This window comes from Sphingomonas soli NBRC 100801, assembly GCF_001591025.1.
Lineage (GTDB): Bacteria > Pseudomonadota > Alphaproteobacteria > Sphingomonadales > Sphingomonadaceae > Sphingomonas > Sphingomonas soli.
Genome location: NZ_BCTZ01000020.1, coordinates 37,791 through 60,966, shown reverse-complemented (window position 1 = coordinate 60,966; position 23,176 = coordinate 37,791). Strand labels below are relative to the sequence as shown.

Sequence of the window (23,176 nt, the reverse complement as noted above, 5' to 3'; positions counted from 1 at the left end):
GGTTCGTCTTACAGCACCCGCGTCATGAAGCGGCTGGACGGATCGTCCGCCGGATAGTCGCCAAACGCGCCGCAATCGCTGAAGCCGAACTTGCGGTAGAGCGCGATCGCGGGCTCGAACGCCTCGCCCGAGCCGGTCTCAAGGCTCAGCCGTTTCAGGCCCATGCCGCGCGCGGCACCGAGGATATGCGACAGGATCGCCGCACCGGTGCCACTGCGCAGCAGGCCCGGCGCGGTGCGCATCGACTTGATCTCGCCTTCGTCGCCCGCCAGCCGCTTGAGCGCGCCGATCCCGGCCAGCGTCTCACCATCCCAGGCTGACCAGAAGCGGATGTCCGGCGTCTTCAGGCCCGAAAGATCGAGGAAATGACAGCTCTCCGCCGGTGAGTTGGCGAGCATCCCCTGTGCGTGCAGCCGGAGCAGGTCGATCACTTGCGGGTCGTCCAGCCCGCCTTCGCGAATATCCACTCAGATCTCGTCGATCATGCCGGCGAGCGTTTCCAGGCAGGCGTGCGCCAGCCGCTTCGACCGCTCCGGACTCCATGCGGATTCCGGGTCGGGATTGGCGTCGTGATCCTTGAACGGCATCTCCAGCGTCATGGAAACCGCGCCGAAGCGCTCGGCCAGCTGGTTGGTCGACATGGAAAGGTTGGCGGTGCCCGGCGCGGACTTCGCATAGCCCAGTTCGGTCTGGAAATCGGGCGTCCGCGCCGCGAGCCTGCGGCCGAATTCGTAGAATTTCTCGCCATGCGCGTCGGTCCAGCTTGGGATGCCTTCGAAGCCCGCCAGGAAGTTCGCGGGGATCGCCTCGTCGCCATGCACATCCATCGCGAAGGCGCAGCCGGTCTCGTCCATCGCGGCGCGCACGAGATAGACTTCAGGGCTCTTTTCCATCGACGGCGCATGCCATTCGCGGTTGAGGTTCACCCCCGCCGCGTTGGTTCGCAGATGCCCCCGGCGCGATCCGTCCGGGTTCATGTTGGGCACGACGTGGAACGTGGCCTTGTCGCGCAGGGCGGTCGCGGCGGCGTTGCCCGAGGTGAGGAATTCAAGCGCGCCTTCGGCCCACCATTCCGCCATGCTCTCGCCGGGATGCTGGCGGGCATAGAGCCATACCTGCTTGGGGCCGGTGCCCATCGTCAGCACGTCGAGCGGCTGTCCATCGAGTGTCTGGCCGATCTCGCGGTGTGTCACGCCCGGCATCAGCGCGATGCGGCTGACCAGATCGTGATGCCGCTCCATCGAATAGGGCGCGAAATAGGCGAACCAGGCGATGTCGGTGTCGAAGCTGTAGGCGAAGCTCAGCACGCCATCGGCGTAATGGGTGTCCGCCAGCCGCCATGACTCGCGGTCGTTCGACACGCGCGCGCCATAGCCTGGCCAGCCATCGGGGTAAGCCGATCCGCCGGCGTTGAGGATGCGGAAGGTGATCGTGCGCCCCTCCGCGCCGCTCACCCGGAAATGAAACCATTGGAAGAAGTCGGAAAGGTGATCGGTGACGATCTCGAGATCGGCGCGATCGCCATCGATGTTCACGACGCGGATATTGCCGCTGTCGAAAGCGGCGTTGATCTGGATGCTCATTTCACGGTGATAGTCACCCCTGACTCGCCGGGGAAGCCCTTGAACAACGCGCTGGCGAGCCTCGCGGCAGTCCCGGCTGGCTGGTCTCCGGCGGTTTGGGTGATCGCGCGTCCTTCCCACATCGTGCTGTTGTCGCTGCGGCGGCGCAGCTGGACCGACAGTTCGGAGACATAGAGGTTGCGGGTCTTGCCGCCGATTCCGAACGAGAGCCCGCCGCCGACCCCCACGCCGCCGCGCCGCCCGCCATAGCTGCCGCCGCCAAGCCCGATCGAAACGGGCGGGGCCTCACGGTAGCTCCCCGCGGCGGTCCGCCGGAAGCCCACGGCGGCGATATAGCCGGAGGCCATGTCCACACCGCCCTTCACATAGCCCAGCCGCTCCAGTTCCATTCTGACGGCATCGGCGTAGAGATTATATTCAGGGCTCACCGGATCGGTCCCGGCCGGTTCGATCGCCACGGTGGTGCGCTCGGTCATGGGCTGGCCCAGATGATAGCGCGTCACGTCGATCGGGGCTCCGCGCGTGGTGGCGGTGCAACCGCCAAGCAGGGCGCCACCAGCGAGCAGGGCGAGGGTGAGGGGCTTGGTCACGGGGATCTCCATGGTTTCGCGGGCGCAACGGCTCCTGCTGCATCAAACAAGAGTCGCGCCGAGTCGGTTCCACGCCCGCAGCGCCTTGACTTGGGCGGCACCGGCCTCTAGGCGACCCCCTCTTTTCCAGACACCAATATTCGAGAAGCGAATCGGTCATGAAGATCGTGAATTCATTGAAGTCGCTCAAGGGACGTCACCGCGACAACCGCGTGATTCGTCGTCGCGGGCGCATCTACGTCATCAACAAGACCAATCGCCGGTTCAAAGCCCGCCAGGGCTAATTCGGGGTGGAAGGCCCGTCTGCCGTCATTTTCGATGTCGGCAACGTCCTTTTCCCCTGGAATCCGCGGTGGCTTTACGAGCGCCTGATCCACGACGATCGGGCGCTCGACGCGTTTCTGCGCGATGTCGTCACCCATGAATGGCATTTTCAGCACGACGCAGGGCGACCGTTCGCTGAGACGTCGGCCGAGCTGATCGCGCAGTTTCCCGAGCATGATTCGCTGATTCGCGCATGGGGGCCGCGCTTCAACGAAACACTCGGCGATCCGATTCCCGGCATGCGCGAAATCGTCTTCGAGCTCGATGCGGCCGGCGTGCCGCTGTTTGGCATCACCAATTTCTCGAGCGAATTCTGGCGCGACTGGGCGCCGGGGCATTCCCAGATCTTCGGTCGGTTCCGCGATATCGTCGTCTCGGGTGACGAGAAGCTGATCAAGCCCGATCCGGCGATCTATCGCCTCGCGCTCTCGCGCTTCGGTCTCGAACCGGCGCAGGCGGTCTTCATCGATGACAATCTGGCCAATGTCGAAAGCGCGGCGCGACTCGGGATTCACGCGATTCGCTTCACTGGTGCAGAATTGCTCCGCACCGACCTCAGGGCGCTCGGCCTGCCGGTCTAGGTGCGAATATGTTGCATTGCGGCAACGCTCGTTTCGTATTCCGCTTGGTTCGCAGCGCCCGTGCGCGAATTTCGTATTCCCGTAACAAAACGCTGTCTTAGGGTGGGGTGTGCCGATGTTTGGCTGGGCGTTGATGCCTTATCTGCTTGGAGATTTTCGATGAAGCTCATTCGAGGCGCCCTTGTCGGCGCTGCCACCCTTGCTCTCGCTGCCGCGCCGGCCGTCGCTTCGGCGGGCAACGCTTCGAAGCTCTCGCTTCGCGCCGCGACTGCGTCGAAGAACAAGTCGGACGCCGTGCCGGTGATCCCCCCCGTTCTCGCGAGCGTTCTGGTCGTTGGCGTGATCGTCGGCACCGTGGTCATCGCGCGGCAGTCGCCCGACAGCCCCTAAGCCGTCAGGCCATAGGCCATCTGAAAGCGGCGCCGGATGGGTATCCCGTCCGGCGCCGTTTCGTTTTCAGGCGTCCTGATCGCCCTTATAGGTCTTCAGTTCGTCCCCGACGAGCGTGACCACGTGCAGCACATTGGTCGATCCCGGCGTGCGGAACGGCACGCCCGCGCACAGAATCAGCCGGTCGCCCGCCGCCGCGATATGATGCCGCATCGCCATCCGCTTGGACTTGGCGACCATTTCCTCGAACGAATCCACGTCGCGCGTGTGCACGGCATGGACGCCCCATAGCAGCCCCAGCCGCCGCGCCGTCTCAACCTTGGGGGTGAGCACCATGATCGGCACCGAAGGCCGCTCGCGCGCGATCCGCCGCGCGGTCGAGCCCGAGGTGGTGAAGCACAGGATGGCCGATGCCGATACCGTCGCCGCGATGTTCTTCGCGGCTTCGGAGAGCGCGTCGGCGGTTGTGGGGTCGGGGCGGGTGATCGTGAAATGCACGCGATCGCCATGCGTCGGGTCGCGCTCCACCGCATCCGCGATCGAGTTCATCATCGCGACCGATTCGATCGGCCATTTGCCCGCCGCGCTTTCCGCCGAGAGCATGATCGCGTCCGCGCCGTCATAGACCGCGGTGGCGACGTCGGAGACTTCGGCGCGGGTGGGCGAGGGCGATTCGATCATCGACTCCAGCATCTGCGTCGCGACGATCACCGGGCGGCCCATGCGCCGCGCGGTCTCGACGATGCGCTTCTGCAAAGGAGGGACGGTCTGTGGCGGAAGTTCGACGCCCAGATCGCCGCGCGCAACCATCACGCCGTCACACTGCTCGACAATCTCCTCCAGGCGGGCGATTGCGCTCGGCTTCTCGATCTTAGCCAGCAGCGCCGCCCTGCCGCCGATCAGGCGCCGCGCCTCCATCAGGTCTTCGGGCCGCTGGACGAAGCTGAGCGCAATCCAGTCGGCCCCCATCTCGACGGCGAAGGCCAGGTCGCTGCGGTCCTTTTCGGTCAGCGCCGCCAGCGGCAGCACCATATCGGGAACGTTCAGGCCCTTATTGTTCGAAAGCGAGCCGCCCACTTCGATCACGGTGGTTAGCCGGTCCGGCTGCACGCCGATCACGCGCAGCACCAGCTTGCCATCATCAAGCAGCAACCGGGCGTCGGGATGCGCCGCTTCGAAAATCTCGCGATGCGGAAGCTCGACGCGCGTAGCGTCGCCGGGTGTGGAATCGCGGTCGAGCACGAATTCGTGCCCCGCCTGCAACATCACCTTGCCCTCGGCGAACTTGCCGACGCGCAGCTTTGGTCCCTGAAGATCGGCCAGGATCGTCGATGGCCGCCCCAGCTTCTTTTCCAACCCGCGTATCGCCGCGAACACCGCGACTTTCGATTGCTGGTCGCCATGGCTCATATTGATGCGAAACGCGTCGGCACCCGCGTCGAACAGTCGCTCGATCATCTCGGGGGTGGAACTGGCCGGGCCGAGGGTCGCAAGGATCCGCACCTTCCGGGAGCGGGGGCTTATGGCCTTTGTCATCGCTGTCATCCTCGGCCATCTGTGGCGGTTGTATGCGCCCGGCTCTAGCCCCAAATGCAAACCGATCAACCCGGAGACGAAGATGGACGATCTCGACATGCTGGACGATGCCACCGCAGCGAAGGCGTTTCGCCGTCTCGTCCGCCATCTGCGCCATCGCAAGGACGCGGAGAATATAGATCTGATGGGCCTTGCCGGCTTCTGCCGGAACTGCCTCGCGGATTGGGTCGCCGAAGCCGATGGACGCCTCTCGAAGGAAGAGGCGCGTCGGATCATCTACGGCATGCCCTTTAGCGAATGGAAGGCGAAGCATCAGGGAGATGCCACTTCCGAGCAACTCGCGCGCATGGAAGAGAGCCTGCGCAGGAACGATGAAGCGCTGGACAATGCGCTCGCCGACAGCTTTCCGGCCAGCGATCCGCCCTCGATGACCGCGCCGAACCGATAGGGCTTGAGGCATGCGCCGGGCTTCTCTATCGCCCGCGCTTCATCCCATCAGGAGCCAAAAATGTCCGACTCTGTTTCCGCCGAACAACTGCGCCTGTTCATTGAGCGCATCGAACGGCTCGAGGAAGAGAAGAAGGGCATCGCCGACGACATCAAGGACGTCTATGCCGAGGCCAAGTCGACCGGCTTCGACGTCAAGACGATGCGCACCATCGTGCGGCTGCGTAAGATGGAAAAGCACCACCGCGACGAGGCGGACGCGTTGCTCGAAACCTATCGCAACGCGCTCGGGCTCCACTAAGAAGCGCGGGCGAGAGGGGAACCCATGGCAGGCCATTCCAAATTCAAGAACATCATGCACCGCAAGGGCGCGCAGGATAAGAAGCGCTCGGGCATGTTCTCAAAGCTCAGCCGCGAAATCACCGTCGCGGCCAAGATGGGCTTGCCGGATCCCGACATGAATCCGCGTCTGCGCGCAGCGGTCAACGCCGCCAAGGCGCAGTCCATGCCCAAGGACAATATTGCCCGCGCGATCGACAAGGCCAGCCGCGGGGATGGCGAGAATTACGAGGAAATCCGCTATGAAGGCTTCGGCCCGGGCGGCGTTTCGCTGATCATCGAAACCCTCACCGACAATCGCAACCGCACGGTCACCAATGTTCGCACGGGCATGAGCAAGAATGGCGGCAATCTCGGCGCGCCCGGCTCGGTCAGCCATGGTTTCGACCGGGTCGGCCTGATCACCTATCCCGTCAAGGCCGGCGACGCCGACAAGGTCTTCGAAGCTGCGCTGGACGCGGGCGCCGAGGACGTCACCTCGTCCGAGGACGGCCATGAGATCTGGACCGCAGTGGGCGACCTCCACGAAGTCGCCAAGGCGCTTGAGCCGGTGCTCGGCGAGGCGGAAAGCGCCAAGCTTGCCTGGAAGCCGCAGACCATGGTCGAAGTCAATGAAGCCGACGCCGCGACCTTGCTCAAGCTGCTCGACGTGCTCGACGACGATGACGACGTCCAGACGGTGTGGGGCAATTACGAGATATCCGACGAGGTGATGGAGAAATTGGGTTGAACCTTGCTCCCTCTCCTGACGGGAGAGGGAAGGGGCCCGCTTGCGAAGCAAGTGGGAAGGGTGAGGGCGACAACCCTTGCCACATCGTCCTCACCCTTCCGCAGCTATGCTGCTCCCTCCCTCTCCCGCCGGGAGAGGGAATTTGATTCTCCTCGGTCTTGATCCCGGCCTTGGCACCACCGGCTGGGGGTTGATCCGCGCCGAGGGCAATCGCCTGAGCCACTTGGCGAATGGCAGGCTCAGGACCGATAGCGCCGCGCCGCTCCCGCGCCGCCTCGCGCATCTGGACGCGATGCTCGGCGCGCTGATCGCCGATCACAATCCACAGGCCGCGGCGTGCGAGGAAGTGTTCGTCAACGCCAATCCGCAATCGACGCTCAAGCTCGGACAGGCGCGCGGCGTCGTCATCTGTGCCGCTGCGCGCGCGGGGCTCGATGTCGGCGAATATGCTGCGCGGCTCGTCAAGAAATCGGTGGTCGGCAACGGCAATGCTGAAAAGGCGCAGGTCCATGCGATGGTCTCCCGCCTGCTGCCCGGGGTGAAGATCGACGGTCCCGACGCGGCGGACGCGCTGGCAGTCGCGATCTGCCACGCGCACCATCTGGCCAGCGCGCGCCGGATGGGCTGATCTTGCACGTCTTACCTTTGCACCATAACCTGCTCGCAAAGGGAGAGATTCATGCGCCTGATCCTTGCCGCTGCAACGTTCGTTCTTGCCTCGCCCGCTGCGGCACAGCTCAATCCCAATGCCGGCCCGGTCACCGGCGAAGGCGTGCTCAACGATCATGACGGCAATAGCGGCACGTGGAAGCTCAGCGCCACGCTGAGCGGCGGCGCATTTACCGGTACGCTCGATATGGTGCTCGGCGGCAAACCGATGTCGGTCACGCTCAAGAACGCCTTTCACGAGAATGGCAATTGCATCGTGAAGGGCGAGAATGGCCGCAACCGCTTCGAGCTGAGCGGCAAATGCAGCCCCACCCGCTTCGGTCCGGGGACGATCAGCGGCTATTTCGATCGCGACCGTTCGTTCAACGGTGAGTTCAGCGGCACGCTGCGCTGGGGCAAGGCTGCCGCGAAGCCCGCCGCAACCGGTATTGTTCCCACGGCCAAGCTAATGTGCGCATATCGTGAGCGGGTCGGGGGCAATGTCGCAGGTGATCTGCCGACCTATCAGAGCCGCCCGTCGTCGATGGTGTCGCTCACGCTGGCGGGGGGCACGTATCGCACGCGCAATGCGAGCGGTGCCTATACCGTGTCGGGCAACCGCATCCGCCTCACCTCGGGCTTCTATGCGGGTGCGGTGGGAGAGTTGCGCGCGGACAATAGCGGCGCGCCCGCGGTCTATTTCAACCTGGAGGAAAACCGGCGGGCCAACGGCGTTCCGATCGTCGATCCGTGGAGCACTGCCTGCGCGACACAGAACTGACCCGATTTCGCTTTGCCCGGCGGGCTTGTTCCGCTTATGTACCGTCGCATGATCGCGCATCTCAAAGGCAGGCTCGCCGCGACCGGCGTGGATCACGCGGTGATAGACGTGAACGGTGTCGGTTATCTGGTTGGGGCTTCGGCGCGCACGCTGGATGCGCTTGGTCCGATCGACAATCTCGTGACCATCCATACCGAGATGCTCGTTTCGGAGGATTCCTTGCGACTGATGGGCTTTGCCTCGGCGGCCGAGCGGGATTGGTTCCGCCTGCTGACCTCGGTTCAGGGCGTCGGCGCGAAGGTCGCGCTGGCGATCCTTTCGATCCTGAGCCCCGAGGAGGTGCAGACTGCCGTTGCCCGGGCTGACAGCGCGATGATCGCGCGGGCCAATGGGGTGGGGCCGAAGCTGGCCCAGCGCATTGTCAACGAATTGAAGGACAAGGCGGGCGGCGTAGCGCTTGGTGGTGCTGGTGTGGCGGCGCCCAAGGACGGCGCGGCCGCAGACGCGGTTTCGGCGCTGCTCAATCTCGGATTCAAGCCGGCGGAGGCATCGAGCGCGGTTGCTGCGGCCAATGACGAACTGGGCGCCGCAGCGACGCTTGACGCGCTGGTCCGCCTTGCGCTGCGCAAGGCGGCGAAATGAAATCAGGCCGCCTTGGTCTCCGGCGCCAGCAGCGCCTCGATACCGCGTCGCTCGTGAAGGATGTGGCGCTCAAGCAGGGCCATCATGCCCTTGGCCTCCCGGCGATATTCATGCTCGCGGCCTTCGATCCCGCTCTCCGTCCAGCGCGCGAGATAGGCGCGGAAGGTCTCGCCCATGGCCACGCACTGAATCTTCATATGCCGCGCCGCATAGGCATCGTCCGGCGTGCCGTGGCGCGCAAGCGGATCGAAAATCTGCTGGTGCTTGAACCCCTGATAGCCGGTAAGCAGCCGGGTCAGGGCCCAGCGCCTCGAAACGAGATCCAGCGGGTCGACCGGATCGGCGGCAAGCACCGCATGCGCCGCGGCTATCTCCACTTTCACAGCGGACTGATGCTCATAAAGCTGCGAAAGGATGCCCGTGTTCATGGCCCCTGTTTGCCGCGCGCAGGGTATGCAGGTGTTTACCCCTCCCATCCGTGCGAACCCGCATCCGGGTTAGCGCGGGTAAGGGGATTTGCGTATGCTCGACAGCGCGGGCGCTCGGCCGCTAGGGCGCGGACATGACTGACGCCAATCGCATTCTCGCTCCCGGGCGCAAGCCCGAGGATGTCGATGCCGCGCTGCGGCCCAGGTCGCTCGACGAGTTTGTCGGCCAAAAGGCTGCGCGCGAGAATCTGCGGGTGTTCGTCCAGGCTGCCCGCTCGCGCGGCGAGGCGCTCGATCATGTGCTGTTCTTCGGGCCGCCCGGCCTCGGCAAGACCACGCTGGCGCAGATCGTCGCGCGTGAGATGGGGGTGGGCTTCCGCGCCACATCGGGGCCGGTGATCGCCAAGCCAGGCGATCTGGCCGCCTTGCTTACCAATCTCGAAGATGGCGACGTGCTGTTCATCGACGAGATTCACCGGCTCAATCCCGCGGTGGAGGAGGTCCTCTACCCCGCCATGGAGGATCGTGCGCTCGACCTGATGATTGGGGAGGGGCCGTCCGCGAGGAGTGTGCGCATTGATCTGCCGCGCTTCACCTTGGTTGGTGCCACGACGCGGCAGGGCCTGCTCACCCAGCCGCTGCGCGATCGTTTCGGCATCCCGGTCCGCCTGCAATTCTATACGGTGGACGAGCTGGAGCGCGTCGTGACGCGGGCTGCCTCGCTGCTCGATCTCCATGTCGCAGCAGACGGCGCGCATGAGATCGCCAAGCGTTCGCGCGGAACGCCGCGCATCGCCGGGCGGCTGCTGCGACGCGTCCGCGACTTCGCCAATGTGGCGGGGGAGGAGACGGTGCATGCTCAGGTGGCCGACGCGGCGCTCACCCGGCTGGAGGTCGACAAGCTGGGGCTCGACAATATGGATCGCCGCTATCTCGGCATGATCGCCGATATCTATAAGGGCGGACCGGTTGGGGTGGAGACGCTCGCAGCGGGGCTGAGCGAACCGCGCGACACGATCGAGGAGGTCATCGAGCCCTATCTGATCCAGATCGGGATGATCGCGCGCACCGCACGGGGCCGCTGCCTCAATCCCGCGGCCTGGAAGCATCTCGGGATCGAGCCGCCGTCCACCGCGCAGGAAGGGCTGTTCGACTGACCGCAGGGGTTCCGCTCGCGAGTCTCGTGGGTTAGGGCCTGGGTATGGACGCCTTGCCACCCGTCGGCCGTTTCCTGGGCCAGGAGCATCATTTCGTCCTGCGTGTCTATTTCGAGGACACCGACCTGACCGGGGTGGTTTATCACGCCAATTATCTGCGGTTCATGGAGCGCGCCCGCTCCGATATGCTGCTCGCTGCCGGGATCGATCAGCGTCAGGTGCAGGAAGCGGGGGTGGGAGCCTATGCCATCAGCAATCTTGCGATCCGCTATCGCGCGCCGGCGCGGCTTGGCGACGAACTCACCGTGGTAAGCCGCCTCGTGCGTCTTCGCGCCGCTTCAGTGGATATTCATCAACGAGTCATGCGTCACAATGACATACTGACGGAAGCAGACGTCGAGGCGGCATTCGTCGCACCGAACGGACGGCCGCGCCGCCAGCCCGCATCCTGGGCAGGCGCGTTCGAACCGTTGATCTGGAAGGGGAAAGAATAAAGTGGAGTTCCTGAGCACCGATCCCGCGACCATGTCCCCCGTCGGCCTGTTCCTCCAGGCGGACTGGGTGGTGCGCGCCGTGATGGCGGGCTTGCTGATCGCAAGTCTGTGGACCTGGACGATCATCCTGAGCTTCGGCTTCAAGATCGGCGGTGTCAAAAAGGCGATCGACAAGTTCGAAGCCGAATATCGCGAAGCCGACGATATCGACGAGTTTCACCGGCGCGTCGCCGGTCGCGACCAGCCGATCAGCCGCGTCTTTTCGGCCGGCGTCACCGAATGGCGGCGCTCGACCGCAGGCAAGGCGATCGATCGCGAGGGCACGCGTGAGCGGCTTGGCACCGCGATGGGAGCCACGATCGCGCAGGAGATTGATCGCCTGGCGGACCGCCTCAATTTCCTCGCCACCGTGGCATCGTCCGCACCGTTCGTCGGCCTGTTCGGGACGGTCTGGGGGATCATGCGGAGCTTCACCAATATCGCCAAGGAGCAGAGTTCGTCGCTCGCCGTGGTCGCGCCCGGCATCGCCGAGGCGTTGTTCGCCACCGCGATCGGCCTGTTCGCCGCCATCCCCGCGCTGATCGCGTACAACCGCTATTCGCACGGCATCAACCGCGTCGAGCAGCGGCTGAACCGCTTCGCCGACGGCTTCCACGCGACGCTCAGCCGCCGCCTGGAAATGGAGGCCTGAGGCGGTGGCGATGCACCTCCCTTCGGGCAAGGGCCGGGGACGGCGTTCGCCGATGGCGGATATCAACGTCACGCCCCTTGTCGACGTGATGCTGGTGCTGCTGATCATCTTCATGGTTACCGCGCCCTTGCTCACCGCAGGCGTTCCGGTGAACCTGCCCGAGAGCCGCGCAAAGCCGCTCGAGCAGGAGCAGAAGCCGGTGCAGATCGCGATCGATGAGACCGGCAAGGTCTTCATCGACAATGAGGAAGTCAGCGATTCCGCGCTCACCTCCAAGCTTCAGGCAATTGCGGGGCGTGCGCCCGGCCCCGATGGCAAGCCCGCCCAGATATTCCTCCGCGCTGATCAGGCGCTCGCTTATGGCAAGGTCATGCGCGTGATGGGCGAGCTCAATGCCGCCGGCCTCAACCGCGTGTCGCTGCTCACCAATGCGAGCAGCTCAACCCCGGGCAGCCGCCCCTGATGGACCGTTTCGAGGGAACCGGGCTGACTGTAGCCGTGCTGGGCCATGTGGCCCTGCTCGGCTTCCTGTCCGCCGCATTTCTCGAAAAGGACGATGCGCCAAAGATCGAGCCCGCGCCGATCGAAGTCTCGCTTTCCGACGATATCGGGTTGGAGACCACTGCGCCTGAGATCAGCCAGGAAGAGATGGCGGCCAAGCTCTCTCCGCTCGACGCGCCGGTCGAACCGGACACCGCGCCTCCCGAGCCGGAGCCCGAGCCCGAGCCCGTCGCCAAGTCTGAGCCGACACCTCCCAAGCCCGCGCCCGTGCCCACGCCGGTCGCCAAACCGCAGCCGCCGCAAAAGCCTGCGCCCAACAAGACGACCGCCCCGCCATCGAACCAGCCGCGCAAGCCGAGCGGCGGCCTGCCCGATTACGCCAAGGAGCTGGGGCAGGGGAACAAGCCGACGACGAGCAACTCGACCAAGCCGCCGGCCTCGGCGACGGGTGCGGACGTCGCGAGCTACACTGCTGCGATCCTCCGTCAGGTTCAGCCCTGCGCCAATCGGCAGGTGACGCCCGGTCCGGGTGCCGAGCGCATCCGTGTGACGGTCGCGCTCCAGCTCAACCGGGATGGCTCGCTGGCGGCCGACCCGCAGATCACCGCCGTGGATGGCGATGACGAAGACAATCGCCGTTATGTCCCACGTGTCCGCGATCTCGCGCGGGCCGTGTTCAAGGGCTGTTCGCCGATCACCGGCCTGCCCGCAGAACTCTACGATGTACCCCGTGGTTGGAAGACCGTGCGCCTGCGCTACAAATTGCCTGGATGAGGATGCTGATGAAAATTATTCGAACCCTTGCCCTCGCCTTCAGCCTCGCTGGCGGGACGGCATATGCCCAGACTCCTCCGCCGATCACGGCACCGCCGCAGGTCGCGGAGGAGGACCCTGTCATCGACGTGGTGGGCGGCATCTCCGCGCCCATGCCGATCGCGATTCCCGTAATGCCCACCTCGGCGGTGGCGAGCACGGCAGCGGGCTCGACCGACGTGCTTGGCCGTCAGCTCGCGGACATCATCACCAACGATCTGCGCAATTCGGGCCTGTTCACCCCACTGTCGCAGGATCGACTGATCCCCGTGGCATATTCCGAAGTCACCGCCCCGGCCTATGACAATTGGGGAGCCACCGGTGCCCAGGCGCTGGTCCAGGGGTATGTGCGGGCAAACGCCAATGGCAGCCTCACGGTCGGCTGCTACCTTTATGACATCGCCTCGCGCGCCGAACTGATCCGCGAAGGCTTTGTCGTTGCGCCCGCAGACTGGCGCCGCGCCGCGCACAAATGCGCCGACGCAATCTATACGCGGCTCACCGGCGAAGGGCCCTATTTCGACAGCCAGCTCGTCTATGTGGCCGAGCAGGGTCCCAAGAATCGCCGCCGCAAGCAGATCGCGATCATGGATCAGGATGGCGCGAGCCACCGGTTCCTCACCAACGGCCAGTCCATCGTTCTGACCCCCCGGCTTTCGCCGAAGCAGAACCAGATCGTGTTCATGAGCTATGAGAATAAGCGGCCCTCGATCCGCATCTACGATATCGGCCAGCGCACCACCCGGCCGCTTGTCGACAATGCGAGCCTCACCTTCGCGCCACGTTTCTCTCCCGATGGGCGCTACGTCCTGTTCTCGATGTCGGTGGCCGGGAATACCGATCTCTATCGCGTGCCCGCAGCCGGCGGCGCACCGCAGCGCCTGACCAACGCACCCGGCATCGATACCGGTGGCAGCTATTCGCCCGACGGCTCGAAGATCGTCTTCGAAAGCGATCGCGGCGGCACTCAGCAGCTTTACGTGATGGATGCGGATGGCGGCAATCAGCGCCGGATCAGCTTCGGCGGGGGGCGCTACGCTACTCCGGTCTGGAGCCCGCGCGGCGATCTGATAGCGTTCACCCGCTTTGGCGGCGGTGCTTTTCGCATCGGCGTGATGTCGCCCAGCGGCGGTGGCGAGAAGCTGCTGACCAATAGCTGGGGCGACGAAGGCCCCACCTGGTCGCCAAACGGACGCGTGCTGATGTTCTTCCGCTCGGCGCAGGGATCCGGCCGGCCGGACCTCTGGTCGGTCGATCTGACTGGCGTCAATGCACGCAAGATTTCAACCCCGCTTGACGGTTCCGATCCCAGTTGGGGACCTATCCGCCCGTAAATCGTTACGCATATGGGTGGTTTTTGGCCCCGAAGCGGGTATCGTTTGTGAAAATGGAGGAGAAGACGATGGCTAAAGTGATGACCAGCGTGGTGCTGGGCCTGGCGCTGGTGGCAACCGCGGGCTGCACGAAAAAGCGCATCGCCGATGTGCCCCCGGGCCCGATCACCGACAACAGCGGTGGCGGCGGTATCGACAATAGCTCGGGCGAGGAGCAGTCGAGCGCGCTCAACGAACAGTTCAAGCGCGAAGTGTCGAGCAACACGATCCACTTCTCGTTCGATCAATATGATATCGATCCCGAAGCGCGCGCGATCCTTGACAGCCAGGCGCGCTGGCTGCTCGCCCATCCGGGCGTGCGGATCACCATCGAAGGCCATTGCGACGAGCGCGGCACCCGCGAGTATAACCTTGCGCTGGGCGATCGCCGCGCGAACGCTGCGAAGAACTATCTCGCGGCGCGCGGCATCCCCGCCAGCCAGATCAACACGATCAGCTATGGCAAGGAACGCCCGGTTGCCCTCGGCTCGGATGATTCGAGCTGGGCGCAGAACCGCCGCGCGGTGACGATCGTCATCAGCTGAGCCTTATTTCCTCTCCCTGAAACGGAGCGGAAACCCGTTAGAAGGCCGTCGGAGCATCCCGCTCCGGCGGCCTTTTCGTGCCTCTTGCACTGCCCGTTGAATCGATATAAATAAGATATCATAATTATTGGGAGGCAATGATGACCGATGACCGCTCCGCAACCCACGCGCTGAGGCAGAGCCGAGAGCATGCCGCGACCACCAGCAGCGGCTATGGGATGCTCCTGATACTTCTGCTTTCGATCGTCGCGGGCGTCGCGGCGATCACCCAGATCGATCGGATGGCCGATCTCGTGATCGTCTTGTGGCTGGCCTCGGCGATCTTCGTGTTCCTGTTCGTCTCGTGCGGCTTCTATCTGCTGCAGCCCAATCAGGCGGCGGTGATCACCCTGTTTGGCGATTATAAGGGTACCGATCGCACCACGGGTCTGCGCTGGACCTGGCCGTGGATGATGAAGAAGAAGGTTTCGGCCCGCGCCAACAACATCATTTCCGAGCGGATCAAGGTGAACGATCTGCGCGGAAACCCGATCGAGATGGCCGCGCAGGTCGTGTGGCGCGTCACAGATACCGCGCAGGCGCTGTTCGACGTCGATGATTACAAGGCGTTCGTGAACGTCCAGATCGAAGCTGCGGTGCGCACGATCGGCTCGCGCTATCCCTATGACGATTTCGAGCACCAGGAAGTCACGCTGCGCGGAAATCACGATCAGGTCGGCAGCGAATTGCGGGCAGAGTTGATCGCCCGGCTGACCGTGGCGGGCATCACGGTCGACGAATGCGGCTTCACCCATCTGGCCTATGCGCAGGAGATCGCCGGTGCGATGCTTCGCCGTCAGCAGGCGCAGGCGGTGGTCGCTGCGCGCCAGACGCTCGTCGAGGGTGCGGTCGGCATGGTCGAGATGGCGCTCGACCAACTCAGCGCCAAGAATGTCGTCGAGCTCGACGACGAACGCCGCGCGGCGATGGTGTCGAACCTGATGGTGGTGCTGTGCGGTGAGCGCGACACCCAGCCGATCGTCAACGCAGGCTCGTTGTACCAATAGGCGGCGCGCGATGGCTGCTCCTCCAAAGAAGGCGTTTCCGCTGCGTCTCGATACCGCGCTTTATGCCGCGATCGAGCGCGCGGCGGCGAGCGACCTGCGCAGCGTCAATGCGGAAGTGGAATGCCTGTTGCGTGAGGCGCTGGCGCGTCGCGGCGTGAAGCTCAGCGATCCGGTTCGCGCCAAGCGCGGTCGTCCGCCCAAGAATGCAGGAGATGAAACATGATGGAGCTCGCACCTCATCGCGCCAGCGATGGCCGCAGGAATTCGCAGCGTGGGGCTGGATTGAGGATGCTGACGCTTGATGGCTTGGCGCGTTCCGCCGCCATCGGCTGTCAGGGAGCGCGGAGATGAAAGGTTTGGCTCGGCTTCGTGAGCGGTACCGGGTCCGGCCGGGCTATTGGTTCGCGCCGAAGATGTTCGGCTTGGGTGCGGTTCCGGTAACATGGCAGGGCTGGGCAGCGACGTTGGTCTTCGTCGCCCTTGCCGTCGTCATCGCCATGCTCGCCGAGCATCGCTCCGACATCTGGATCATCCTGCTGATACCGTTGATCCTCGGCTTTATCGGGCTGTCCCGGGCCAAGACCGATGGTGGCTGGCGTTGGCGTTGGGGTTACGGCGAGAACGAGAAATGATGCGCCTGGCACTTCTGGCAGCGGCTGTCGCCGCGCCGCTTCAGGCCTCGTCTGACAAGGTTGCGCCGGTCGAAGTCACCGCGCCAGGCCCCGATGGGCCGCTTGCGGGAACGCTGCTCGATCCGGGCGCGCCTGCGCCTGCGATACTGATCCTGCCGGGTTCCGGGCCGACCGATCGAGACGGCAACAATCCGCTCGGTGTGGCCGCCGCATCCTATCGATTGCTCGCCGAGGGGCTGGCCGAACGCGGCATCGCCACGCTGCGGATCGACAAGCGCGGCTCGTTTGGCAGCAAGGCTGCGGCCACGGACCCCAATGCCGTCACGATCAGCGACTATGCAAACGATGCCCGCGCCTGGGTCGATATGCTGCGCAAGCGCTCGGGGCGGGCATGCGTATGGCTGCTCGGACATAGCGAGGGCGGGCTCGTCGCGATGACCACCGCGCATCTCTCCGAAGGCATTTGCGGGGTAATCCTCGTCGCGTCGCCGGGGCGTCCGCTCGCCGGGGTGATGCGCGAACAGCTGCGCGCCAATCCCGCCAATGCGCCGATCCTGGATGCCGCGCTCTCCGCGATCGATTCGCTCGAGGCCGGTAGGCGCGTCGATTCTGGCACGCTACCGGGCCCGTTGAAGGCGTTATTCGCCCCGCAGGTGCAGGGGTTCATCATCGATCTCTTCTCCCACCGCCCCGCTGAGCTGGCGGCAAGCCTCAAAGTGCCGTTGCTGGTGGTGCAGGGCGACCGCGACATTCAGGTTGCGGTTGAGGACGCGAAAATGCTCGCCGATGCCGCAAAGGGGTCGACGCTGGCGGTGCTGCCGAACGTCAATCACGTGCTGAAGGCGGTCGCGAGCGAGGAAAGGGCCGCGAATCTGGCAACTTATGTCGATCCGTCGCTGCCCCTCGCGCCCGGAGTTGTGGAAACCATCGCTGGCTTCGTCACCGCGCCGCGCTAACCCAGGGCCTCGTTGAGCAGGCGGGCAAGCCTTAGCCCGCCATGCACGATCTGCTGGCGCGCGGACGGGACCAGCTTGTCGATCGCCTCAGGGGTCAGCGTCCCCCGCTTGGGCGCATCCGGCGCGCAGGCATCGCCGCCAAAGGCGCTAGCATAGGCAAAGTCCTTCGCCACCTGCCAATTCTCGCGGCTCCAATCCTCGGTGGTGCCGCCCCAGATCGCTTCGCGTTCCTCTCGCGAATAGAGCCGGACCATTGAGGGCGGGGTCGAGATGGCGCGCTCGGCGAGGTGGCCGTCCCAGATGGTGTGCAGGTTGAGCCTTTCGGTGGAATAGAGCCCGTAGTTCGAACGTGCGCGGTTGCCGCCCAGATCGGCATGGTCGCCCGCGTGCAGCGGCTGGTGCAGATCGCCGACGAAATGGACCAGGAACGCCAGAGCCATCACGCGTTCGCGTAGCGGCACGCCATGATCCTTGAGCAGCTTCACATCCCGATCGATCTGCGCCGACACGCAATTGCCATCCGGGCAGTTAGCCGTCACGTCAAACGGCTTGCAGATATTCACGTTCTGGTAGTGCCAGTTATAGGCATAGCTGAAGCGCGGGCCGAATTTCTTGATGCAATCCGCCCAGACGCTTGCTTCCTCAATCGTCCTGGCCGGGCAGCCCGCTGTCTCCAGCAGTGCGGAGTTCCGGAGCAGCCGGTCGATCGACGCGCGCACCTGGGGCGTGACGTTGCGATAGGCGATCGCGGCCACCGTCTCGTGCCCCCATTCCCAATAAGCGTGCGAGGGAGATGCGAAGCCGATCAGCGCAGCAAAAAGGACCAGCAGGCGCTTCATTTATCGTCTCCGTAGAAAGCCACGATGCGTTCGCCGTTAGAGGATGCGCGGCCGCGATACATGCCCGGCGTGTTGAAACTCCAGGCCATTTCGCCGCCGGGGTCCGTTACGATGACGCCGCCGGTGCCGCCAAGCGCCTTCGTCTCGGCCATAACCACGTCGGCTGCAGTCTTCAGGCTCTCGCCCTTGAAGCGCACGCGCGCGCAGATTTCGTGGGCTACGCCTGTGCGGATAAAGAACTCGCCTGCGCCGGTGGCTGAAACGGCGCAGGAACGGTCGTCGGCATAGGTTCCGGCGCCGATCAGGGGCGTATCGCCGATGCGGCCCCAGCGTTTTCCGGTGAGCCCGCCGGTAGAGGTGGCGGCGGCGACATGGCCGTTGGCGTCCATCGCGACCGCGCCGACCGTTCCGTATTTGAGGTCGACATCGAACCAGCCCAGCTTGTCATTGGCCTTCATCTTTTCGAGCTGCCGCCGCCGCTCGGGCGTGGCGAACCAGCCATTATCGACCTGCTCCAGCCCCTGCTCGCGGGAGAATTGATCGGCCCCCGGGCCGGAGAGCATCACGTGCGGGCTCTCTTCCATCACCTTACGGGCGAGCGCGACCGGATGGCGCGTCATCGTCGTGCCCGCGACCGCGCCCGCCTTGCGCGTCGCGCCATCCATGATCGCCGCGTCAAGCTCGTTCCGCCCGTCCCAGGTGAACACCGCGCCGCGCCCGGCGTTGAAATGCGGATCGTCTTCCAGCACCCGCACCGCGGCTTCGACGGCGTCTAGCGCGGCTCCGCCCTGATCGAGCACCGTCGATCCCGCCGTCAGCGCCGCCTCGAGCCCCGCGCGCACGCCCGCTTCCTGCTCCGGCGTCAGCTTGTCCTTCTCGATGATTCCCGCGCCGCCATGGATCACCAGCGTCCATCTCGGCTTGTCCTGCGCGTGCGCGGATAGGGGCATCAGCAAGGCTCCAAGCATTAGGTGTAGAAGTCGCATCCAGGCTCTCCCGGGAGGATGCGCTTACCTAACAGATGGTTCCATGGATGCTACCGCCGTGCGCGGGCGGGCTCAAAAATCCCGGCAGCGCCGATAGGCCACGCGCCACATCACCAGGCCGATAAATGCCGCGATCAGCGCCAGAATCGCGCTGGAGGCGAGCGCGCTCATCCAGCGATAGAACCACGCGCCATTATCCATCGGCGGCATCTGGAACAGCCCGAAGCCATAGGTCTGCGCGCCCACGAAGATCGACAGCGCCGTCACGGCACCGACCAGCGCGGCATGGCGCGGCTTGCGCAGCCCGGCCACGTGCATCACCAGCCACAAGGGGCCGCCCACGGCCGTGATCGCAAGCCCGGCGAAAACGCTGCCGATCATCCATCCGCTGGCCAGCGTCAGCGGATCGCGCTTCCCGCCGAGCATCAGCAGCCCGAGCACGATCCCGCCGGCGAGCATGCTGCCCGTGGCGAGCGCAAGCCCGGCGCGGTCGATCGACATTTCATAACGGCGCGGTGCGCGCATGGCGCGATCGTTCACGTGGTCAAGCTCCCCAGCCCCAGCGCGGGAAATATATGCCTAACAATATCTTGCTGGCAACGCAGCGACTCGCGCGCGCTTTGCCGTTTTGGCACGCCTCAAGGGAAGGCGGCGAAGCGCCCCGCCGCCTCGCAAGCCGCCATCGCCCTGAGATCGGGCGCGGGCGGCGGCTCGGCCAATGCCGGGACTTCCACGCTTTGCCCGATCCGCGCGGCGGCGAAGCGCCCGGCATCGGCCCGCGCGCAATCCAGCGCCGCCCGCAGCATTGCGGGCGGGGTTGCATAGGCTTCTCGTGACAGCCGGAACGTGCCCCAATGGATCGGGATAGCGAAGGGCCGCCCCAACCCGTCCCACACCTTCACCGCGTCGCGCGGCCCGATATGGCTGCCGCTGGCCATCTGACCGGCTTCGAAGCGGAACGCGCCGATCGGGATCCCGGCCAGCCGCACCGGGCCCAGCGCCGCCGCTTCCGCGGGCCATTTGCCGTCGCCAAGGCCAGTGTCGCCCGCGAAGAAGAAATTGCCGCCGGGCATCTGCACCACGAAGCTGGACCAGAGCGCCCGGTTTCGATCGGCGAACCAGCGGCTGTCCCAATGGTGGTTACGCGTCACGTTCACCGTCACGCCGGGCCGGATTTCGCTTTGCTGGCCCCAATCCAGCGCGCGCGAAGGGATGCCCGCGCCCGCGATCACCGAATCATTGCCGAGCGAGGTCACGATTTGCGGCCGATCCCGGTCCCACAGCCGCTTGAGCGTCGCCAGATCCATATGGTCGTAATGATTGTGGCTCACCAGGATCAGATCGATCTTCGGCAGATCGTCGAATGCCACCCCCGGTTCCGCCACCCGCTTCGGCCCCATGCCCAGCGGCCCGGCGCGCTCGCTCCAGATGGGATCGGTCAATATGTTCACGCCGTCTGCCTGCACCAGCAGGGTTGCATGCCCCACCCAGGTGGCGAGCATCCGCCCGTCCGAGACGCGCGCGGGCGGCCTGGATCGCTGCACCACCACAGCATCCGGCCATACCGGCTTGTCCGGGTCGCCGAATATCTGCCGAGCGATGAAACCGGCGGGCCCGCCTGTCGGAAGCCGAATTTCTTCGCCATCGGGATTGAAGAAGCGCGCTCCGTCGAAATGCCCGGTGACGGGGCCCCGATAATAGACCCGGTCGAGGAAATGCGGGACGGCTGTGATCGTCAGGCATGCCGCCACCATGGTCCATAGAAGGATGGCCAGCCCGGCCCGGATGACGCGCATTTGCGATATGTCGGCGAGGCGGCCCTTGCGATCAAGCGCGATCCATCGCTAACCCGGGCCATGACCGCGCCTCTGCCCGAAACGCCCGAGATCGCCGCCGCCGAACTGGAACGGCTGGCTGCCGAGATCGCGCGCCATAACCGGCTCTATCACACCGAAGATTCGCCCGAGATCACGGACGCCGACTATGATGCGCTGATGCGCCGCAACGCGGCGATCGAGGCGGCCTATCCCGATCTTGTCCGCGCCGATTCGCCTGCCCGGCTGGTCGGCGCCGCGCCCGCCGGAAACCTGGCCAAGGTGCCCCACGCCCGGCCGATGTACAGCCTGGACAACGCCTTTTCCGATTCGGACGTGATCGAGTTCGTCCTGCGCGTTCGCCGCTTCCTGTCGCTTGGCGAAAGCGATCGCGTGGCGCTTACAGCCGAGCCGAAGATCGACGGGCTTTCCTGCTCGCTGCGCTATGAGAATCGCCGCCTCGTGCTCGCGGCAACGCGCGGCGACGGGCAGGTGGGCGAAGACGTGACCGCCAACGCGCGCACGATCGCGGACATTCCCTGGACCCTGCCCGAAGGCGCGCCCGACCTGTTCGAGGTGCGGGGCGAAGTCTATATGGCGAAGGACGATTTCGCCGCGCTCAACGCCCGCCTGCTGGCCGAGGCGCCCGATCCGGAAAAGGCGCGCCAGTTCGCCAATCCCCGCAACGCTGCCGCCGGATCACTTCGCCAGAAGGACGCCGAAGTCGCGCGTGCCCGCCCGCTGCGTTTCCTGGCGCATGGCTGGGGGGAAGTGGCCTCGCTGCCGGCGGAAACCCAGTTCGGCGTGATGGAAGCGATCCGGGACTGGGGCATCCCGGTATCGCCGCTGCTCGTCGAATGCGTTCAGGTCGAGCCGGCGCTGGCGCATTATCGCCGCATCGAGAAGCAGCGCGCGGACCTGCCGTTCGATATCGATGGCGTGGTTTACAAGCTCGACCGGCTCGATTGGCAGGCGCGGCTTGGCTTTGTCGGCCGCGCGCCGCGCTGGGCGATCGCCCACAAATTCCCCGCCGAGCGCGCCGAGACGACGCTCAACGATATCGAGATTCAGGTCGGGCGCACCGGCAAGCTTACGCCTGTCGCCAAGCTTGAACCGGTAACCGTAGGCGGCGTCGTTGTGCGCAATGCGACGTTGCACAATGCCGATGAGATCGCACGGCTTGGCGTTCGTCCGGGCGACCGCGTCGTCCTGCAGCGTGCCGGCGACGTGATTCCGCAGATCGTCGAGAACCTCACCCGTGCGGTGGAGCGCCCCGATTGGAATTTCCCTGCACGCTGCCCGATCTGCGATTCCGAAGCCGTGGCCGAAGAAGGCGAAGTCGATGTTCGCTGCACCGGCGGGCTGATCTGTCCCGCGCAGCGGCTTGAGCGGCTCAAGCATTTCGTCAGCCGGGGAGCGCTCGATATCGAGGGGCTGGGCGAAAAGACCCTGATCGAATTCCTCGAGCTCGGCTGGATTGCCGAGCCCGCCGATATCTTTCGCCTTTCGCCGCATCGCGAGGCGCTGCTGGGGCGCGAGGGCTGGAAGGAGAAATCGGTCGATAACCTGCTGGAGGCGATCGAGGCGAAGCGCACGCCCGATGCGGCGCGCCTGCTCTTCGGCCTTGGCATCCGGCACATCGGCGCGGTCACCGCGCGCGACCTGCTGAAGCGCTATGTGACCTTGCCCGGGCTGCAAACGCTTGCGGACGAGATCATCGCCTTGCGCGCCGGCCTGTCGCCCGCGATCGGCGAGGAGCCGCAGAAGTTCCAGGCGCGGCTCGACAAGGCCATTGCCGAGTATATCGGCGTCGAAAATGTCGGCGCGGCCGTTGGCCATGCGCTGGCCGACTTCTTCCACGAGCCGCACAATCGCGCAGCATGGAGCGATCTGCTCGACGAAGTCGCGCCGCCCCCCTTCGTGGTGGAGGCGCTTGCATCCGAAGTCACCGGCATGACGCTTGTCTTCACCGGCAGCCTCGAGTCGCTCAGCCGCGACGAAGCCAAAGCGCAGGCCGAATCGCTCGGCGCGCGGGTGGCTGGATCGGTTTCCGCGAAGACCGATCTGGTGATTGCGGGGCCGGGGGCCGGATCGAAGCTGAAAAAGGCCGCCGATCTTGGAATTCGCGTTATTTCTGAAAGGGATTGGGCCGATATCGTGGCTGCGGCTACGGGATAATCCGGTGATGCTTTTTTGCAACGCAGCAAATTTGAATCGCTGGTTAGCAACAGCTTCCGCAGCGAGTCCGATTGACCTGTCATCGCTCTGCCATAAAAGCATTTCATGGGCGGCACGACGGTGAACCGCACC

At 65.1% G+C, this 23,176-nt stretch carries 30 protein-coding genes; 21 read left to right on the top strand and 9 right to left on the bottom strand.

Features of this window, described 5'->3' with window-relative positions:
• Positions 1-8: 8 nt before the first annotated feature.
• From SSO01S_RS15015 to SSO01S_RS15005, 3 genes are read right to left on the bottom strand one after another with little or no spacing between them, the layout of a single operon-like run.
• The gene (locus SSO01S_RS15015) at positions 9-467 is read right to left on the bottom strand and encodes a GNAT family N-acetyltransferase (protein ID WP_066800389.1); all 459 of its coding nucleotides are present in this window, start codon (positions 465-467) and stop codon (positions 9-11) included.
• Complete coding sequence (locus SSO01S_RS15010; protein WP_066800386.1) at positions 468-1,583, bottom strand: M14 family metallopeptidase; 1,116 nt, start codon at positions 1,581-1,583, stop codon at positions 468-470.
• Complete coding sequence (locus tag SSO01S_RS15005) at positions 1,580-2,173, bottom strand: hypothetical protein (RefSeq protein WP_369404253.1); 594 nt, start codon at positions 2,171-2,173, stop codon at positions 1,580-1,582. Before SSO01S_RS15005 ends, SSO01S_RS15010 begins: the two co-directional genes overlap by 4 nt.
• A gap of 158 nt (positions 2,174-2,331) precedes the next feature.
• Between SSO01S_RS15005 and ykgO the strand changes: the two genes are divergently transcribed.
• The 3 genes from ykgO (at position 2,332) to SSO01S_RS14990 (ending at position 3,468) form a co-directional block, all read left to right on the top strand.
• Positions 2,332-2,457, top strand: coding sequence for a type B 50S ribosomal protein L36 (gene ykgO / locus SSO01S_RS15000; protein WP_066482602.1), 126 nt, complete (start codon positions 2,332-2,334; stop codon positions 2,455-2,457).
• Between the two features lie 6 nt (positions 2,458-2,463).
• A complete protein-coding gene (locus SSO01S_RS14995; RefSeq protein ID WP_066800381.1) occupies positions 2,464-3,078 on the top strand; it encodes an HAD family hydrolase in 615 nt (204 codons plus the stop codon).
• 159 nt (positions 3,079-3,237) lie between these two features.
• A complete protein-coding gene (locus tag SSO01S_RS14990; protein ID WP_066800378.1) occupies positions 3,238-3,468 on the top strand; it encodes a hypothetical protein in 231 nt (76 codons plus the stop codon).
• Between the two features lie 66 nt (positions 3,469-3,534).
• On the opposite strand, the gene pyk is transcribed toward SSO01S_RS14990, so the two are convergent.
• Positions 3,535-5,004, bottom strand: coding sequence for a pyruvate kinase (pyk, locus tag SSO01S_RS14985; protein WP_066800375.1), 1,470 nt, complete (start codon positions 5,002-5,004; stop codon positions 3,535-3,537).
• On the opposite strand from pyk, the gene SSO01S_RS14980 reads away from it, so the two are divergent.
• From SSO01S_RS14980 to ruvA, 6 genes are all read left to right on the top strand, one after another.
• Positions 4,991-5,452: a DUF1244 domain-containing protein gene (locus SSO01S_RS14980; protein ID WP_245646813.1), complete on the top strand. Its 462-nt coding sequence runs from the start codon at positions 4,991-4,993 to the stop codon at positions 5,450-5,452. The genes pyk and SSO01S_RS14980 overlap by 14 nt on opposite strands.
• 60 nt (positions 5,453-5,512) lie before the next feature.
• Positions 5,513-5,752 carry a DUF2312 domain-containing protein gene (locus SSO01S_RS14975; RefSeq protein WP_066800372.1) on the top strand — a complete coding sequence of 80 codons (240 nt, stop codon included), beginning with the start codon at positions 5,513-5,515 and terminating at the stop codon, positions 5,750-5,752.
• A 24-nt stretch (positions 5,753-5,776) separates the two neighbouring features.
• Positions 5,777-6,520 carry a YebC/PmpR family DNA-binding transcriptional regulator gene (locus SSO01S_RS14970; protein ID WP_066800369.1) on the top strand — a complete coding sequence of 248 codons (744 nt, stop codon included), beginning with the start codon at positions 5,777-5,779 and terminating at the stop codon, positions 6,518-6,520.
• Positions 6,521-6,662: 142 nt separating this feature from the next.
• Entirely contained in the window at positions 6,663-7,148 is a 486-nt protein-coding gene (ruvC, locus tag SSO01S_RS14965; protein ID WP_066800367.1) for a crossover junction endodeoxyribonuclease RuvC, read from the top strand.
• Between the two features lie 51 nt (positions 7,149-7,199).
• Positions 7,200-7,949, top strand: coding sequence for a hypothetical protein (locus tag SSO01S_RS14960; protein WP_066800365.1), 750 nt, complete (start codon positions 7,200-7,202; stop codon positions 7,947-7,949).
• Between the two features lie 48 nt (positions 7,950-7,997).
• Positions 7,998-8,591, top strand: a complete 594-nt coding sequence (ruvA, locus tag SSO01S_RS14955) for a Holliday junction branch migration protein RuvA (RefSeq protein WP_066800362.1) — start codon at positions 7,998-8,000, stop codon at positions 8,589-8,591.
• Between the two features lie 2 nt (positions 8,592-8,593).
• On the opposite strand, the gene SSO01S_RS14950 is transcribed toward ruvA, so the two are convergent.
• On the bottom strand, positions 8,594-9,019 hold the full coding sequence (locus tag SSO01S_RS14950; protein ID WP_066800359.1) for a hypothetical protein: 426 nt from the start codon (positions 9,017-9,019) through the stop codon (positions 8,594-8,596).
• A 134-nt stretch (positions 9,020-9,153) separates the two neighbouring features.
• Here SSO01S_RS14950 and ruvB point away from each other — a divergent pair, with 134 nt between their 5' ends.
• The 11 genes from ruvB (at position 9,154) to SSO01S_RS14895 (ending at position 17,227) form a co-directional block, all read left to right on the top strand.
• Positions 9,154-10,176: a Holliday junction branch migration DNA helicase RuvB gene (ruvB, locus tag SSO01S_RS14945; RefSeq protein WP_066800356.1), complete on the top strand. Its 1,023-nt coding sequence runs from the start codon at positions 9,154-9,156 to the stop codon at positions 10,174-10,176.
• A 44-nt stretch (positions 10,177-10,220) separates the two neighbouring features.
• A complete protein-coding gene (locus SSO01S_RS14940; RefSeq protein ID WP_066800344.1) occupies positions 10,221-10,670 on the top strand; it encodes a YbgC/FadM family acyl-CoA thioesterase in 450 nt (149 codons plus the stop codon).
• Positions 10,671-10,701: 31 nt separating this feature from the next.
• Positions 10,702-11,361, top strand: coding sequence for a protein TolQ (gene tolQ / locus SSO01S_RS14935; protein ID WP_066800528.1), 660 nt, complete (start codon positions 10,702-10,704; stop codon positions 11,359-11,361).
• Positions 11,362-11,365: 4 nt separating this feature from the next.
• Complete coding sequence (gene tolR, locus SSO01S_RS14930; protein ID WP_066800341.1) at positions 11,366-11,824, top strand: protein TolR; 459 nt, start codon at positions 11,366-11,368, stop codon at positions 11,822-11,824.
• A complete protein-coding gene (gene tolA, locus SSO01S_RS14925) occupies positions 11,824-12,636 on the top strand; it encodes a cell envelope integrity protein TolA (RefSeq protein WP_066800339.1) in 813 nt (270 codons plus the stop codon). The genes tolR and tolA overlap by 1 nt, the downstream gene beginning before the upstream one ends.
• Before the next feature lie 8 nt (positions 12,637-12,644).
• Complete coding sequence (gene tolB, locus SSO01S_RS14920) at positions 12,645-14,009, top strand: Tol-Pal system beta propeller repeat protein TolB (RefSeq protein WP_066800527.1); 1,365 nt, start codon at positions 12,645-12,647, stop codon at positions 14,007-14,009.
• A gap of 68 nt (positions 14,010-14,077) precedes the next feature.
• Positions 14,078-14,593: a peptidoglycan-associated lipoprotein Pal gene (pal, locus tag SSO01S_RS14915; RefSeq protein WP_066800519.1), complete on the top strand. Its 516-nt coding sequence runs from the start codon at positions 14,078-14,080 to the stop codon at positions 14,591-14,593.
• A 140-nt stretch (positions 14,594-14,733) separates the two neighbouring features.
• Positions 14,734-15,639: an SPFH domain-containing protein gene (locus SSO01S_RS14910; protein WP_066800516.1), complete on the top strand. Its 906-nt coding sequence runs from the start codon at positions 14,734-14,736 to the stop codon at positions 15,637-15,639.
• Positions 15,640-15,649: 10 nt separating this feature from the next.
• Entirely contained in the window at positions 15,650-15,862 is a 213-nt protein-coding gene (locus tag SSO01S_RS14905; RefSeq protein WP_066800336.1) for a type II toxin-antitoxin system antitoxin, read from the top strand.
• A 124-nt stretch (positions 15,863-15,986) separates the two neighbouring features.
• Positions 15,987-16,271, top strand: a complete 285-nt coding sequence (locus SSO01S_RS14900) for a hypothetical protein (protein ID WP_066800333.1) — start codon at positions 15,987-15,989, stop codon at positions 16,269-16,271.
• Positions 16,268-17,227, top strand: coding sequence for an alpha/beta hydrolase (locus SSO01S_RS14895; RefSeq protein ID WP_066800330.1), 960 nt, complete (start codon positions 16,268-16,270; stop codon positions 17,225-17,227). Before SSO01S_RS14900 ends, SSO01S_RS14895 begins: the two co-directional genes overlap by 4 nt.
• Here SSO01S_RS14895 and SSO01S_RS14890 read toward each other — a convergent pair.
• The 4 genes from SSO01S_RS14890 to SSO01S_RS14875 form a co-directional block, all read right to left on the bottom strand.
• Positions 17,224-18,066: a S1/P1 nuclease gene (locus tag SSO01S_RS14890; protein WP_066800327.1), complete on the bottom strand. Its 843-nt coding sequence runs from the start codon at positions 18,064-18,066 to the stop codon at positions 17,224-17,226. The genes SSO01S_RS14895 and SSO01S_RS14890 overlap by 4 nt on opposite strands.
• Positions 18,063-19,016 (bottom strand): isoaspartyl peptidase/L-asparaginase family protein, encoded by a 954-nt coding sequence (locus SSO01S_RS14885; RefSeq protein WP_066800513.1) that lies wholly within the window; start codon positions 19,014-19,016, stop codon positions 18,063-18,065. Before SSO01S_RS14885 ends, SSO01S_RS14890 begins: the two co-directional genes overlap by 4 nt.
• A gap of 108 nt (positions 19,017-19,124) precedes the next feature.
• Positions 19,125-19,592 (bottom strand): hypothetical protein, encoded by a 468-nt coding sequence (locus SSO01S_RS14880; protein WP_245646811.1) that lies wholly within the window; start codon positions 19,590-19,592, stop codon positions 19,125-19,127.
• A 98-nt stretch (positions 19,593-19,690) separates the two neighbouring features.
• Complete coding sequence (locus SSO01S_RS14875) at positions 19,691-20,848, bottom strand: MBL fold metallo-hydrolase (protein WP_066800324.1); 1,158 nt, start codon at positions 20,846-20,848, stop codon at positions 19,691-19,693.
• 60 nt (positions 20,849-20,908) lie between these two features.
• Here SSO01S_RS14875 and ligA point away from each other — a divergent pair, with 60 nt between their 5' ends.
• The gene (gene ligA / locus SSO01S_RS14870) at positions 20,909-23,044 is read left to right on the top strand and encodes an NAD-dependent DNA ligase LigA (protein WP_066800508.1); all 2,136 of its coding nucleotides are present in this window, start codon (positions 20,909-20,911) and stop codon (positions 23,042-23,044) included.
• Positions 23,045-23,176 lie beyond the last annotated feature (132 nt).